At 55.3% G+C, this 15,264-nt stretch carries 11 protein-coding genes and 3 pseudogenes; 5 read left to right on the forward strand and 9 right to left on the reverse strand.

The features are described 5' to 3' along the window. Window positions 1-73: 73 nt before the first annotated feature. From ACSQ3H_RS02420 to ACSQ3H_RS02435, 4 genes are all read right to left on the reverse strand, one after another. A complete protein-coding gene (locus tag ACSQ3H_RS02420; protein ID WP_436115570.1) occupies window positions 74-976 on the reverse strand; it encodes a sugar phosphate isomerase/epimerase family protein in 903 nt (300 codons plus the stop codon). Window positions 977-1,046: 70 nt separating this feature from the next. Next, window positions 1,047-1,856 carry an ATP-binding cassette domain-containing protein gene (locus ACSQ3H_RS02425; protein ID WP_436115571.1) on the reverse strand — a complete coding sequence of 270 codons (810 nt, stop codon included), beginning with the start codon at window positions 1,854-1,856 and terminating at the stop codon, window positions 1,047-1,049. Between the two features lie 10 nt (window positions 1,857-1,866). After that, on the reverse strand, window positions 1,867-2,862 hold the full coding sequence (locus ACSQ3H_RS02430) for an ABC transporter permease (protein ID WP_436115572.1): 996 nt from the start codon (window positions 2,860-2,862) through the stop codon (window positions 1,867-1,869). A gap of 111 nt (window positions 2,863-2,973) precedes the next feature. Continuing rightward, window positions 2,974-3,948: a substrate-binding domain-containing protein gene (locus ACSQ3H_RS02435; protein ID WP_436115573.1), complete on the reverse strand. Its 975-nt coding sequence runs from the start codon at window positions 3,946-3,948 to the stop codon at window positions 2,974-2,976. A 153-nt stretch (window positions 3,949-4,101) separates the two neighbouring features. On the opposite strand from ACSQ3H_RS02435, the gene ACSQ3H_RS02440 reads away from it, so the two are divergent. Beyond that, complete coding sequence (locus tag ACSQ3H_RS02440; protein ID WP_436115574.1) at window positions 4,102-5,142, forward strand: LacI family DNA-binding transcriptional regulator; 1,041 nt, start codon at window positions 4,102-4,104, stop codon at window positions 5,140-5,142. Window positions 5,143-5,211: 69 nt separating this feature from the next. On the opposite strand, the gene ACSQ3H_RS02445 is transcribed toward ACSQ3H_RS02440, so the two are convergent. Beyond that, on the reverse strand, window positions 5,212-6,135 hold the full coding sequence (locus ACSQ3H_RS02445) for a LysR family transcriptional regulator (RefSeq protein ID WP_436115575.1): 924 nt from the start codon (window positions 6,133-6,135) through the stop codon (window positions 5,212-5,214). A 90-nt stretch (window positions 6,136-6,225) separates the two neighbouring features. On the opposite strand from ACSQ3H_RS02445, the gene ACSQ3H_RS02450 reads away from it, so the two are divergent. Together ACSQ3H_RS02450 and ACSQ3H_RS02455 are read left to right on the forward strand one after the other, a co-directional pair. Continuing rightward, on the forward strand, window positions 6,226-7,029 hold the full coding sequence (locus ACSQ3H_RS02450; protein WP_436115576.1) for a phytanoyl-CoA dioxygenase family protein: 804 nt from the start codon (window positions 6,226-6,228) through the stop codon (window positions 7,027-7,029). A 207-nt stretch (window positions 7,030-7,236) separates the two neighbouring features. After that, window positions 7,237-8,898: an ABC transporter substrate-binding protein gene (locus ACSQ3H_RS02455; protein ID WP_436115577.1), complete on the forward strand. Its 1,662-nt coding sequence runs from the start codon at window positions 7,237-7,239 to the stop codon at window positions 8,896-8,898. A 52-nt stretch (window positions 8,899-8,950) separates the two neighbouring features. Here the strand turns inward: ACSQ3H_RS02455 and ACSQ3H_RS02460 are convergent. Continuing rightward, window positions 8,951-9,145, reverse strand: a pseudogene (locus tag ACSQ3H_RS02460) (IS630 family transposase); the annotation flags it as partial. Here ACSQ3H_RS02460 and ACSQ3H_RS02465 point away from each other — a divergent pair. Beyond that, window positions 9,124-10,001, forward strand: a pseudogene (locus ACSQ3H_RS02465) (IS5 family transposase); the annotation flags it as partial. The pseudogenes ACSQ3H_RS02460 and ACSQ3H_RS02465 overlap by 22 nt on opposite strands. Window positions 10,002-10,359: 358 nt before the next feature. Here ACSQ3H_RS02465 and ACSQ3H_RS02470 read toward each other — a convergent pair. From ACSQ3H_RS02470 to ACSQ3H_RS02480, 3 genes and pseudogenes are all read right to left on the reverse strand, one after another. After that, window positions 10,360-11,106, reverse strand: a complete 747-nt coding sequence (locus ACSQ3H_RS02470) for a CHAP domain-containing protein (protein ID WP_436115578.1) — start codon at window positions 11,104-11,106, stop codon at window positions 10,360-10,362. A 34-nt stretch (window positions 11,107-11,140) separates the two neighbouring features. After that, complete coding sequence (locus tag ACSQ3H_RS02475) at window positions 11,141-12,913, reverse strand: ATP-binding protein (protein ID WP_436119549.1); 1,773 nt, start codon at window positions 12,911-12,913, stop codon at window positions 11,141-11,143. A gap of 549 nt (window positions 12,914-13,462) precedes the next feature. Further along, a pseudogene (locus ACSQ3H_RS02480) lies at window positions 13,463-13,921 on the reverse strand (adenylate/guanylate cyclase domain-containing protein); the annotation flags it as partial. Between the two features lie 269 nt (window positions 13,922-14,190). Between ACSQ3H_RS02480 and ACSQ3H_RS02485 the strand changes: the two are divergent. Next, window positions 14,191-15,081 carry a M12 family metallopeptidase gene (locus ACSQ3H_RS02485; protein ID WP_436115579.1) on the forward strand — a complete coding sequence of 297 codons (891 nt, stop codon included), beginning with the start codon at window positions 14,191-14,193 and terminating at the stop codon, window positions 15,079-15,081. Window positions 15,082-15,264 lie beyond the last annotated feature (183 nt).

The raw sequence follows: 15,264 nt of genomic DNA on the forward strand, positions 1-15,264 counted from the left end.
GTCCCGTCGCCCACGTAAGCTGTCTCGTTGAAACTTGCCTGTCCGGTTGCTTCCGCGCACTGGCCTCCCTGGCCTATTTCTTCCAGTATTTGTCCACGTAACGCTGCATCTCGGAGCGCATGAACGTGCCCGAATGGTCGGCCTTGTCCTCCCAAGCAAAGACGCAGGCCGTCATGATTCCGTCAAAGCCCACCTCGGCCAGTGTGCCGAAGAAATCGTCCCACGGCACTTCGCCTTGGCCGATATTAAGATGCTGATGGACGCGCGCCTGCGTGCCCGGCGGATTGAGAATGTAACGCAAGCCCGAACTGGCCTTGTGATTGAACGTATCGCCAACATGAACATGAGCCAGCACATCAGCACATTCCCGCAGCATCGCTTTCGTATCGTCGCCGAAGTAGAAAGTATGAGGAGCGCAATAGAGGAACTTGACGTTCTTGGAGTTCACCGTGCGGATGATGTCCACGGCGGGTTGCAGTGTCTCGCACCAGTCTTCGGGATGTGGCTCGACATGAAGGTTGATGCCTTCCCTCTCGAATAGAGGCACCAGCTCCTCCATCGAGCGCCACCATGCATCCTCACAGGTCTCGATCATGCTGCCGGTGTGGCAGCAGTAACAGGATCCCTTGTCGGGATGCGGTCCGCGTCCGAATTCAGAGTTCATCACATCCACTTCCATCTCGACCGCGATCTCGATGGCACGCTTCCAGTGCTTGACGGCTGCTTGCCGCTCGGCCTCGTCGTTGGAGGCCCAGCGATACATCGGCAGGATAGAAGCAATTCCGACGTTTGCATCCTTCAGTGCACGCTTGAACGATTTGATCCGATCAGGAAATACGCGGGGCGCCTTGAACCACTCAAGGAAGTCTCCGCGAGGAGAAAGTTCAATCCAGTCGTAGCCGAGTTCTTTCACCTTGGCAGGCAGTTGCTCAAGGTTCAAATGGCGATGCATGAACGGGTCGAGAGCGATCTTCATATGTTTTACTCCGAGTGTTGGCGGCTGTTAAAGAACCCCCGGCCGGTGGCGGCCGGGGGCAGGTTCGGCTTCAAGCCGCGGGAGGATTATGTTGTGCTGCGAGATGGCCTTCGATCTCAGCCTCGAGTTCCGCCATGGCTTCGCCGCCTGCCATCAGATCGGTGATTTCTTCGCGGGACCTTTCGCCCTTGCGGAAATCGGCGGCAACCGCGCCACGGATCAGCACCGCAAAATGGTTGCCGACGGTCATCGCATGCGTCACCTGATGGGTGATAAAGATCACAGCGAGGCCACGTCGGCGTGCCTCCAGCACGATCCGCAGGACGTGGGCCGCTTCCTTGACGCCAAGTGCCGCGGTAGGCTCATCAAGGATCAATACCCTGGCTCCGAAGTGTACGGCCCGGGCGATTGCCAGCGATTGGCGCTCGCCACCTGACAGACCGCCGATAAGCCGGTCGCCGTCATCGATGCGGGTGATGCCGAATTCCTGCACAGCCTTGACGGCAATCTCGTTGGCCTTTTTCCGGTCGTAAACCTTGAACGGGCCGAACCCTTTAGTCGGCTCGACACCGATGAAAAAGGATCGGCCGATCGACATAAGCGGGAAGGTGCCGCCGAACTGATGCACAGTCGAAATCCCGGCCTCCTGGGCATCCCGCGGGCCGCGAAACTCGACGGGTTTGCCATCCATCAGCAGCTCGCCAGAACTGGGCTTGAAGACGCCAGCCATGGTCTTGATCAGCGTTGATTTGCCTGCGCCGTTATCACCGAGAAGGCAGAGCACTTCACCTGCATGCACCTTGAGCGAGATATCGTGAAGCACATCGATCGGGCCGAATGACTTGTCGACGTGGCGTAATTCCAAAATTGGAGTGGTCATCGCATATCCCTCACTTCTTCTTCGGCCTGTAGGCCAGCGCCATGTTGCGGAAGGTGTTGTTCATCAGGACAGCCAGCAGCAGCATGATGCCGATGATCAGGCTCGACCAGTTGCGATCGAACGTCGTGAAATAGATGCCCTGATTGACGATGGCGAACGTTATTGTGCCGAGGAATATTCCGATTACTGAGCCGAAGCCGCCCGTAAGTAGAACGCCGCCGACGACAACCGAGATGATCGAGTTGAAGATGAAGGTCATGCCACCGGAGACCTGGGCGGAGTTGAACAGGATCGCCTGGCACATCCCAACGAATGAGGCACTGACAGCTGAGAGCACGAACAGGGCGATGGTCAATCGGCTTGTCGGAATGCCAGCATTGCGGGCGCTGATCTTGTCGCCGCCCATTGCAAAGATCCAGTTTCCATATGGGGAATAGTGGATGAAGAAGATGAATAGGGCCGTTATGGCAAACCACCACGGGATGATGACTTGAAACGATCCCCCAAGGAACTGACCGAAGACAAACTTGGCCCAAGGGTCAGCAGTCAATGCAACACTTGTGGTGCCGGTTACAAGGACCGAAAATCCTAAGGTGAGGCCCTGGACGGCAAACAGTGTGCCGAGCGTGACGATCAGCGACGGGACAGCTGTGCGAACGACCAGGATACCATTGATCAGGCCGACGACGAGACCGAGCAAGATGGAGCCCAGCATTCCGATCCAGATTGGAAAATCGTAATGTCCCGAAAGCACGGCGACCATCATGGAGCCCGCGGGGATCATCGCGCCAATCGAAATGTCGAGCTCACCGGCGATCATCAAAAGTCCGATGGGAAGCGCGACGATGCCGAGGTTGGCTGCAACGTTCAGCCAGCTTGCAGCACCGGCGGGTTCAAGAAACTTCGTACTCCCGAACACGACAAAAAAGACAAGGACACCGATCAGTCCGAGAAACGCTCCCGCCTCGGGTCGGCGGAAAAGGTTTCCGAAGGAAAAGTTGTTCATAGGAGAGATCCCATTTTTTGGCTCGACTCTTTACGCGGTTGAACGCGTGTGGCCGGACACCTGATAGGAGCCGGTCCATAGCCGCGCTACGGACCGAACCGGAGGATTTGCTTAGCGAGCGCCCTTTTCTACGCCGGCCAAGGTGGCATCGATGTTTGACGCATCAACAATGCCGGGACCGGTTAAAACCGGAGCGGTCGGGAGAGCCGTACCGTAGTCGATGTTGGAGGCAAGGAGGGTCACGCCAAGCAACGATTGAAGGTAGGGCTGCTGGTCGATTGCAAAGGTCTGGGATCCATCCTTGATACGCGCCAGCCCTGAGGCATTCAGGTCGAAAGTGCCATGGACAACCTTCCCAACCTTGCCCGCCTGGTTGATGCCGCTTGCGGCCGCATCTGCATCAGTCGCGCTGACATTAATCACGCCATCGATGGTATCATCCTGCAACAGCGTGGCCTTCACTGCTTCAGCAATTGCCGTCTGGTCGCCGAAGCTGGTCGCTGGCAGCGGCAGCTGCTTTCCCTTACCACCCTTAGCGGTAATGCCGTCGATGACGCCCTTGCACCGAGCCTCCTGATTGGCCGCGCCTGGAACGGTGTTGACACAAATAACGTTCTTCGCGCCTTTCGAGCCAAGGTATTCGCCGCCTGCCTTGCCGGCGACGAATTCGTCTGAGCCAACATAATTAATGGCGCCGAGTTCACGGGCTTTTTCAATACTACCCGCATTCATCAGAATAACCTTGATCCCGGCGTCGATTGCGGCCTTGATCGCCTCGTCTTCCGCCTCTGGGACCCAGTTCGGAACGACGATACCCTCCACGCCTTGGCTGATGGCGGTGCGCACGAGCTGTGCGGCATCCGGACCAAGATTGTCATAGGTCTGGAGCTGAAGATAGCTGACCTGGCCGCCGTTCTTCTCAACGACGAGGCGGGCGTCATCAACGCCCTTCTTGATACGGTTCCAAAACTCGTCGTCCGTCTTCCCCCCGACGACGGCGATGTTTGCCGCAAATGCCGTCGGAGCGGCGAAAGACACAATAGTGGTCGCAAGCAATGCTGCACAAAAGTGCTTCATATGTTTCATCAAACTCTCCTCCCAATTCCATCCCTCGATGGCTGCAGTAATTGCGTATTGATCTGTAGCGTTTGGAATGCCAGAATGGAACCCTCTTGGCTGGCTGAGGAGCATTTCATTCCAAATCATGCCATTCACAAATGACACAAACGGAACATCTGAATGAACAGGCCAACCATCTCTGATCTGGCGAAGACTGCAGATGTCAGCCTCTCGACGGTAAACAGGCTTCTGCACGGGACGGGAACGGTTCGACCGGAAACGGTAGACCGCATTCTGGATGCCGCCGATGAGATTGGTTTCTATGGCTTGGGAGCCCTGCGGCAGCGTAAACGCGAGAACCTCCCGCATCGAAACCTGGGATTCCTGATGCAGCAGTCTCACCGACCGCTCTATCAGATGTGGGCAGAAGCATTGATGTCGGCCTCGATGCGACGAACCGATGCGGTCATCGAGCCTAGTGTTGTCTTCGAAGATGATCTTTCCCCCGAAGCGGTGTCAGCCAATCTGCTGAGGATGGGACAGACCTCGGACGCCATTGCCGTTGTGACGGCCGACCATCCGCTTGTCAGTCAGGCAATCGATGAATTGCGCGGCAGGGGCATTCCGGTTGTGGCGTACGTGACCGATTTATCGGCCGCTAGCCGGGCAGGCTTCGTCGGGACGGACAACTGGAAGAGGGGACGCACGGCGGCATGGTTTATCAGCCAAACGGCGGATGGTCCGGGCAAGGTCTTTCCCCTCGTCGGCAGCAATCGCTACCAGTGTCAGGATATCGCGGATGCCAGTTTTCGCTCCTATATGCGCGAGCATGCTTCCGCTTTTAGTATTAGCGAAACACAGCTCACTCACGAGGTGCCCGAAAATGCCTATGCAATCGTCCGCCGACTGATCGAAGAAGAGCCGGACCTTAGGGGTATTTTCGTAAACGGTGGCGGGATTTCTGGCGTCTTACGCGCTTTGCGTGAGTTGCCGCTGGACGAGCAGCGCATGATCCGGGTCGTTTGTTCTGACATCGGACCCGAAACCCGCAAAGGACTGAGCGAAGGCTTGATCACCGCATCGCTTTGCCACCCTATTGATAAGATGCCGCAGGAACTGATTGATGTCATGCTGCGCTTAATTGAGCGTAGGGATGCCGCATCAATCGAACAGAGAATCGTCCCGTTTGACATCCTGACTCCGGAAAGCATTTGGACGTGAACTTCCGGCTAGATTCTGGTGAAAGGATGTAGGGCGTTGGTGCACCGAGCCGAACTGGGCGCTACCTGCTCACAAACTAGCGTTGGAAGCAAAGGTATCATTTGTTGAAAACCACAGCTTGGCCTCGCTAATAAATGCCAATGCAGCATTGGGCAGGCGTTGTCGTGTGTCGTGTGCGAGGACGATGCGTTGCCTTGGAAGCGGATCGGTTAATGGTTTGCATACGAGCGGCAGACCATCATAACTACGATCGCCGTGTGGGCGCGTATAGCAAACGGCGACGCCGAAACCGTTGGCTACCATGCTTCGTTGGAGTTCGAACGAAGTCGTCTTTGTGCTAATTGCCGGCGACAAGCCACGACTTCGGAAAATGTCGAGTGTATGTTGCCAACTGGAAGGCTGGTCGGTAACAATAAGCGGATAGTCCGCCAAATCTGCCAAGCTTACTGCCCCACGATCAGCAAGCGCATGTGCGGCAGATAGAAGTGCGTGTGGCCGAAGTTCATGCAACACTATTCGCTCAATGTTCGTTGATAGTCCAAGGTCGTAAGTAAGGCCAAGATCAATAGCCGAGTCGTTTATGCGCTGTCCCAGGGTTTCAAATGTTTCCTCGCGTACTATGACGTGAACATCGGGATATAACATCGAGAACGATCGGATTAAACTAGGAACAAAATGTGGCGCGAGATCCTCAAAGCACCCCAGAACCAAGTCGCCGCCGACAACAGCTTGGCCGCTCCCCAAAGTAGCAAATTCGTCTGCTTGCACTAGAACTTGTTTTGCCTTTGTTGTCACGATCCTGCCAAATGATGTCAGGGCCACGCGACTTCCGCGTTGTCGAACAAAAAGTTTCTGCCCGAATCTCTTTTCGACGTGATCAATCGCCACCGAAATCGACGGTTGAGATACATTCAGTGCTGTGGAGGCTGCGGTAATACTCCCCTGACGGGCTACGGCCACCAGATAGCGCAACTGTGTCAGTGTGAAATTCATAGTCTACCCCTATAAGTCACTTCGGAAGTTATTATTTTACCAAATATGTTTCGGCTGCAATAGTTGAGGCGCTTCTGAAAGGAGGACGCGATGACTTCAGAGCCCTATCAAGTAGATGCTAAGACAATCTCGGATTTTCAGCGCGATGGCGCAGTCTGCATTCGCGGCGCTTTCAAGGATTGGGTTGAGACAATCGCCGCCGGAATTGAACGAAATATGCGGGATAAAAGCGCCGCCGGGTCCGATATTGTTCAGGATGGTAAGGGTAGTTTCTTTGATGACTATTGCAATTGGGAGCGTATTCCCGAATTTGAGAGAGTGGTCCGGCATTCGCCCGCTGCCTCAATTGCGGCCGCCGTTATGGGCTCTCGTACTGCACAATTTTTTCACGACCACGTGTTGGTGAAAGAACCTGGAACCCAAAAGGCTACGCCTTGGCATCAGGATATCCCTTACTATTTCGTAGACGGTCGGCAAACGGTCAGTTTTTGGATCCCAATCGATCCAGTAAAAGAATCGACGCTGCGCTTGGTCGCTGCTTCGCATAGATGGGACAAACTCATCATGCCTGTACGCTGGCTAGATGAAAGCAGTTTCTACAGTTCTAAACAAGACTACCGCGCCGTCCCCGATCCGGACAACGATCCACATATGAGCGTTTTGGAATGGCAAATGGAACCGGGTGATGCCGTGTTGTTTGATTTCAGAACTGCCCATGGCGCACGCGGCAACATGGCTCCCAGTCGGCGCAGAGTACTGTCGCTGCGTTGGGTCGGCGACGATGCATATTACGTGGAGCGGCCTGGTCGTACATCACCACATTATCCGGGACATAACATGAGACCAGGGCAAAAACTGCGCGAGGATTGGTTCCCTGTTGTTTATCGAAATTGATGGGCTGGGTGCTGACCCCAAATACGAAACCTGTCATCGTTTTGAAACTGCGTCGGAAAGCCGACACCAAGACCGGCAACAGATGCTCGGAGGAAATGGCATTCAATTGTTTGCCGGATACGGACGATCCGGCAACTCGGCGACCAGGAGCGCCGCTGAAACTGACCGTCCGGCAAGAACCATAATCCAGGGGAAAGACCAGAAGCCATGAAGAACTACAAGATTCTCGATATGCTCCGGCGCGGCCGGACTGACCTCGAAAACCACCTGATCGACGGGCGTGTCGATGGCAGGGTAAGCCGCCGCGAGTTCATTCAACACGGCAGCCTGCTGGGCCTGTCGCTGCCTTTCCTCGGAAGCGTCGGATTTGCGGCCGGTGTTGGCGGCATGCCGAGCCTTGCCCGCGCGCAGGGCACCCCTGGCGCGACCATTCGCGTCGCCAGCTCAGTGCCCGCAGCGGCGATCGAGCCAGTCAGCGTTGCCGACACCGGCGGCCTGTTGATGCTGCAGCAAGTTGGTGAATTTCTTTGCCTCGACGGTCCCGACCTGGTTCTGAGGCCAATGCTTGCTGAAAGCTGGAAACCTAACGACAAGGGCGATGTCTGGACGTTCAAGCTTCGCAAGGGCGTCAAGTTCCACAGCGGCGGCCAGATGAAGGCTGATGACGTCGTGGCAAGTATCGATCGCCTCGCCGATCCGAAAAACTCTTCCAATGCCTTGTCTGTGTTCACCGGTTTTCTGCAGAAGGGTGCGACAAAGAAGGTCGATGACTATACCGTCGAGTTCCATCTCGACGCGCCGAACGGCAACTTCCCGTATATGGTCTCGTCCGACAATTATAACGCGATCATCATTCCGGCGGACTACAAGGGCGACTTCGAAAAGACGTTCGATGGGACGGGACCATTCAAGCTCGAGAAATACACGCCCAAGGTTGGCGCATCATTTGTCAGGAACGATGATTACTGGGGCGAGAAAGCACTGCCTGCCCGCACCGAGTTCGCATTCTTTGCCGATATCCAGCCGATGATCCTGGCGCTTCAGGGCAGGCAGGTCGACGTCATCAACCAGCTTCCGGTTCTGGCTGGTGTGGGCCTACTGAGCGATCCAAGCGTTACAATTCTCAGCCTTAAGTCCGTATCACACCAGCAGGTACACATGCGGACCGACATGGATCCATTCAAGGATCCGCGCGTGCGCCGCGCAATCGCCCTCAGCCTCGACCGAAACAAGCTACAGAAGGGGTTGATGCGTGGCCGAGCCTCATTGGGTAACGACAGTCCGTTCGCTGCGGTCTACCCTTCGACGGATACAAGCGTTCCCCAGCGGCAGCAGGACCTGAAACAGGCTAAGGAACTGATGGAAGCGGCTGGGGTCGGCAAAGGGTTCAAGGTCACGCTGACAACGGAGCGTTTCCTTGAGATTCCGGAATACGCCGTGCTGATCCAGAATGCGGTCAAGGAAATCGGCATCAATCTGGAGCTCAACATTCTCGACCAGGGCGCCTATTACGGCGATGCCGTCTTCGGCAAATCGAACTGGCTCGACTCGGTCATGGGTATTACCGACTATGGTCATCGCGGCGTGCCAAACGTCTACCTGTCGGCGCCCCTGAAGAGTGAGGGCACCTGGAATGCGGCGCACTTCAAGAGTGAGCATTATGACCAGCTGGCCTCGAGCTATATTGCAGCGCTTGATCTCGAAGCCCAGAAGCAAACGGCGGGCGAGATCCAGCGCCTGCTGCTCCAAGAGACGCCAGTGATATTTGGGTATTTCTTTGATTATTTGACAGCTACTCGATCTAATGTATCTGGCGTTGAACATACTGCAATGGCGCAACTGTATTTAGATCGAGCTTCGGTAATATAAACAAGGCAACCAGTTTGCATATACGTTGGTTTAGTAGTGATGATGATCTTCCCTAGTCGATTGATTCCAACGCTTGGTGCCCACGTTTGACGGCTGCAATGATCTCATCTGGGTCCGCCCTCCAGACGAATGGCCGGGGTTCTTGATTGTGCTCTTTGATAAACCGGTTAATGGCCGCCTGAAGGTCGACGACGGAGTGAAAGACGCCGTGCTTCAAACGCCGGCGTGTCAGCTTGGCGAAGAAGCCTGACGTTATGGATCACGCCAGAAGCGTTGGCAATATGGCGTGCTCCCCGGCGCCGAACTCCAGGTGGGCAGCCGCGCTATTCCGATCTCGCGATCGAGACGACGCTGATGCTGGGCTGTGCTTTTGGAATGCTGCGTCTGCGCCAGACCGAAGGGCTCGTGAATTCTGTGATCGACCTGATGGGACTGGATTTGCCTGTTCCCGATCACACAACCCTTAGCCGCCGGGCACAGAAGCAACCGACCAGAATACGATCCTCCTTGCCGGATGGTCCGCTGCATGTGCTGGCAGACAGCACGGGATTGAAAGTATACGGCGCCGGGCAGTGGTTACAGGAGAAGCATGGCGCGAAGTCGCGCCGCAACTGGCGCAAACTGCACGTGGCGGTGGATGCCGACAGTGGCCGGATCGTTGCCCATACACTCACGGATCAGGACGCTGACGATCCTTCGCAGGTGGCACCGCTGCTCGATCAGATCGATGGTGAGATTGGTCAGTTCACCGCAGACGGGGCCTATGATGGCGCGCCGACATATCGGACCGTCCTGCGCCATAGCGATGCCGCGCAGGTTGTCATCCCACCACGCTCAAAGGCGGTACAAAGCAGCGATACGGGACCACCCGGCCAGCGGGACAGCCACATCACGGCGATCGCAGAACGGGGACGGCTGAACTGGCAGGCCGCCACCGGCTACGGCAAACGCGCCCTAATCGAGACCACCATGGGCGCTACAAGGCGCTGATCGGACCGCGTCTGCGTGCACGGTGTTTTACGGCTCAACAGACTGAAGTTGCCATCGGCTGCGCCGTTCTCAACCGCATGCTGGCAACCGCACGCCCGGATTCCGTCCGCCGCAAAAACAGCCATAACAGACGGCATCAAAGATCGAATTGCGCCTCCTCCCATATCCGCGCACCAACGCCGACAGAACCCACCAACGCCTATTCTCTTTGTTGATGGAGCGTCGATCGTCTTGTCAACGGGGAAGAAGCATTCGCATTAATTCTCATAACAATCGTGACAGCCACCGTTTGCTACCGGCGGGCACGCGCTTACGAAGCGGGAAACACGGAACGCGGAGCAAAGGGTCAGTTGCGAAAATCCTTTGCTCAAGCCACCTGCAAAACGACTGAATGCCAAAGTACCTGTCAATCGGCGTTGAAATTTGCATGCCTAAACACAAAATTGAAAGAGCGCCTACTCTATCGCTATATTAACAAGTCGGCAGCGGCGAAACCGGATCCTTGAGAGCCGATATTCGATGGTAGGAGTGGAACCTAAGTGGCGATCCTGGAGCGGGCACAACCTTTTCGTTGACTGAGTGATGTCCCTCAAACTCCTGATTGCCGCCGAGCACCAAAATTTCTGAGCTGGTTATGCGGACGTAAAGACCTACGTGGCCCTGACAACTTGTCCCTGGTTGCTTGAAAACGACGACATCTCCCCGCGAGGGCCTCGTTGTCACTCCTCCGACATTGCGAAACGTGCCGCTGCTGCTCGATCGTGTACCGCCTTTGTAACGGCATCGGGCCAGCGACCAGTTGAGGAAAGCAGCGCACCAAGGTGTATTGTCCTGCGTGGGTTTCGTGTCAGTGGCATCGAAAAAGGCCAGAAGCACGGGATTCCAGCGACCATACCACCCGGCATTATACGCTTCGCCCAAGTCATTTTTGGCGCGAAGGTCGCGGAAATATCCCATCACAGCGGCAGGAGAGGACGTCGGAGCGCCGTTTAGTATTGCCTTCGCTTTTTGTCGTTCGCCTTTTCGTAAGGTACTCAAGCTGTCAAACGTGGGAACGACGTCACTCACGTAGTCTGGTCCCAGGACAACGAACCCGGACTCGCTTGTTTTTATCGTTCCCTTGGCATCTCTTGATGAGAAACCCGATCCGGAAGCGCATCTCGAAAGGAGCGCTGCGCTCACCAAACTGCCAACCACTACCCCACGTCGTGTGATCATCGCACCCCCCCAACGAGCCTTGGCCTCAGTTAATTTATACTTCCATTGCCATCTGTACAATTTGCGCTTCGCGCGATCTTGCACCCTCCAACCTGTACTTCGCCAACATTTCGGGCGCGAGGCCGTTCGCCAGGATACTCAGGAGCCGCTCGTAACTGGCCTTCTCCGTAATTTCCCTACTGGCCGTCTCCAATGCATAAAATCCTTCCGTGTAGCCGAGCAGTCTGGCGGCTCGCTCCAAATCGCCGCCAAGCCCAGCTATCAAGGCCATATTTTCGATTATTCGGACTATTGCTGCAGGCCAGCCAAGCGCCCTAGCCTTGTGCAAACCATTGAAGGCCGTCAGCTTGGCTTCAACCAAACGGTCTGCTGAAAGCAGGTATGAGGTGAGATTGCCAACACAGAGCGTCAACTGGCGGCGATTGCAATGTCCTTCGTCGATAGTCCGGCGCACAATACTGATAGCAGACCCTATATCTCCGGCGGCAAACTCCAGTTCCGCCAGGGCGATCATAGCATTGACCAGGCCGTGTTCGTCTCCTACGATTTTTGTAACAGAGACACATTCTTTAATCATCGATCGGGCGGTTTCGAAATCTCCGGCAAAGTATGCGGATACAGCCGCTGACCGAAGGCAGCTGGCAAGCTGTTTTGTGTGGCCCAGCAATCTGAGGATGGCCAGCGCTTCATCGAGATACGGGGCAGCCTCCTCTCTCCGCTCAGGAGTAAGAACCGAAGCCCCGGCTTTCGTGAGAGCCTCGCTCAATCCCAGTTGATCATCAAGAATTCGAAAGAGTTCCGTCGCTTTCAGGGCGGCATCAAATGCTGAGCGGTCCCCATGCTCACTGATTGACGTACAGCCCAGCCACAGGCGCGCCCTCAACGCAGTTGGTGTGTCATCGTCAACGGCTAGAATGGCTGCTTGAAACCACCGTTCGCGCTCGGGCAAAAGTGCCAATTCATCCCAAATACGGAGCGAATAGCTCGTCAGCTCCATTCCAAGCGTTATGTCTCCATTAGGGCCGAACGCCCATTCCAACGCAGCGCGCAGGTTTTCGATTTCCGGCTCGTAAGACGACATCCATTCAGCCGTTGATAGTGTCGGCCATGACGAGGTGGCTTCGGCAAAAAACTTGATTAAATACTCAGCCAGCAGCCTCCTCCGACCGCGTTCTCCAGTCTCGCGAAGTTTCTCCAAACTGTATTGGCGGGTTGTTTCAAGCAATCGATACCGCGTTTCCTCCGCGGTAAGATCCGCGACCACAAGAGATTTATCTGCCAGTGCTGTAATCAGATCGAGAATGTCATCCGAGTCAACCGGGTCGCCCGACACCACAGCGGCGGCGGAATCCACATTCCACCCGCCGGCAAAGACTGCGAGCCTTCTGAGGAGGGTCTGCTCCCGTTCGTCAAGGAGATTATAGCTCCAATCGAATAATGTCTGGAGTGTGCGGTGACGTGGTGCGACCGTTCTCGAGCCTGATCCCAGCAGGCGGAAACGGTCCCGCAATCTTGCTGCAATCCATTCTGGACGCATCATCCTCAACCTTGGCACCGCAAGCTCGATCGCCAGCGGGATTCCATCCACCTGCCGGCATATACTCACCACTGCTTCAAGATTAGCTTCCGTGAGTTCAAAGTCCTCTGTCACCGCTGTGGCTCGTTCGACGAATAATTGTATTGCGGGATAGTCGAGGGCCGTGACGGTACTGATGTCATCGGCTGCAGGCACAGCAAGCCGCGGCACACGGAATATACTCTCGCCCGGCACGCCGAGCGGCTCCCTGCTGGTGGCCAGAAGAGCCATTGAAGCGCATTCGGTGGAAATCGCCTCCGCAATGCTTGCAACCGCACCAATCAGATGTTCGCAATTGTCGAGTATGAGCAACGCCCGCTTTTCCCTGAGGAAACCTACCGCGCAGTCAACCGCTGAGCGGTTTCCATGCACAGCAACGCCAATGATCCCGCAAATTTGTTCTGCGACCAGTTGGGGATCATCCAGGGGGCCGAGTTCGACAAACCAGACACCATCGGGAAACTCATCGATAAGATGATATCCCGCTTCAATGGCGAGACGAGTTTTGCCCGATCCGCCGGAGCCTGTGAGAGTTAAAAGACGGTAACGGCCAAGCCGCTTGCGTACTTCCTCGAGATCCTTTGCTCGGCCGATCAACTGCGTGAGCGGATGAGGAAGGTGGTATGATCTTACCCCGAGTGACCGTAGCGGCGGGAATGCCGCGGGGATGTCTGGCGCGACAAGCTGATAAACCTGTTCCGGTTCCGACAGATCACGAAACCGGTGCCGTCCAAGATCAAAGAGACTGGACAGCGGCGGTAGTTTGCCTTGCAGCATGTCAGCAATTGTTCCCGATATTAGGATTTGTCCGCCGTAGGCCACAAAGAGGAGCCTCGCTGCCCGGTTTATTCCCTGACCGTAATAATCTCCACCTCTCGTTTCCACAGGCCCTGCGTGGACAGCCATGCGCACCTTGAATCCATCCGTACCGGGGAAGGCTTCCAAATGACACCCCTGCTGAGCTTGTAGCGCCGCAGTGACTGCAGCTCCGGGAGATGAGAATGCAGCGTGAAAAGAATCCCCGGCGGTCTTGAATATATGGCCCTTGTTAGCAAGGACTGCTTCACGAAGGATTGCGTCGTGTCGCTCAAGCGCTTCACGCATTGCGTCTGGATACATTTCCCACCGATAAGTGGATCCTTCGACATCGGTAAGCAGAAACGACACTACACCTGACGGAAGCTCTGCACCGTTATGCGACGGGATCACTCTGTCAGTAATGTTCGATCCCCGCTGCATTGATCAGTCCCCAAACATTCTAGTCGCCCGTTGCTATCTGTCCCCCACCGGAAAAAAGCCCATCATTCGGTCGCGCTTGGACAAATATCCGTCTTTGTGGCATAACATACCACACGGCCCGGGGGACTACCAACGCGGCATTCATCGGCAGCGTTTGCTTCATTAAACTGTTTGTGTCTTTGAAAACTTCTTTCACATAATATCATTTGTCGTTTTACCAAGATTTCCGCCCCCGATGCTCAATTCGATGCTGACTCTGGGGGTATGAGATGTCACTAACTGAGAGTGTTTTGAAATGTGCAGCAGGTCTGTTCTTGGCGTCAGGTATTGCAGCATTGGCCACTGGATGTGCAAACTCTGCTAATTCTACCCGCATTACCCAGGACCAGGTTTTTGGAAAGCCGGAAGAAGCCACTGGGACATTCAACAAAACCCAGGTCATAAGTGCCACTTTCGGCAAGGAAACTTTCGCAGTTCCTTATATCGTAACCGCGGACGGTTACGGCATCATCCAGGGAGACGTAATTATCGGAAGAGATGCCCAATTGCAGTCCACAGTTGGCACGTTTGGACTGTTTTTGCTTAATCCGCGTCTTTGGCCGCTTGGCATTGTAAAGTACAAAATCTCCAGTAGCTTGCCCGATCAGAACCGGGTGTTAAGAGCGATAGCGCACTGGGAGCGGAAGACCCCCATTCGGTTTTCCCGGGCGGGCTCCGCCGAAAGGAATTTTGTGGTGTTTACGCGATCTTCAGACAGGTACAGCTGTTCGTCGGAAGTTGGATATCACACGGGCGCAACACCGGTGATTTTGGGTGATGGTTGTGCTTACGGCAACGTCGTTCACGAGATCGGGCATGTGTTGGGAGCTGCCCACGAACATATGCGGTCTGATCAGAGGCGATACATTACACTCCACCTGGAAAACGCCAAACCGGACACGGAAGATAATTTTAAACCTATCCCTTCGAAATACGCCAATTTCGGCAACTATTGCTATGGCTCAATTATGCATTACCCCAAAGACGCATTCACCAAAAACAACAAACCGACCATTGTTCCCAATGACCGGAACGCCAGAATAGGCCAGAGAGACGGCCTTGCCCCATGCGACATCGACCTCATCAAAACCATGTACCGGTCCGAGTTCGCCAAGCGATAGTCGCCCAACCCTATCGGGAGATATTCGTCGCATCTGTGATATCAATAGTACCAATGCCCAACGGCTCGCGAATGTGACCGCCTTGTCTTACCCGTCGTCAGATGGAGCATTAGAAAACTTTTTCCCTCGCTGCGGCGTTGGTGCGCGGATATGAAATCGAACGCGTTTCGGCCTTTGATGTTG

The organism is Phyllobacterium sp. LjRoot231 (genome assembly GCF_964253365.1).
Taxonomy (GTDB): Bacteria; Pseudomonadota; Alphaproteobacteria; order Rhizobiales; family Rhizobiaceae; genus Phyllobacterium.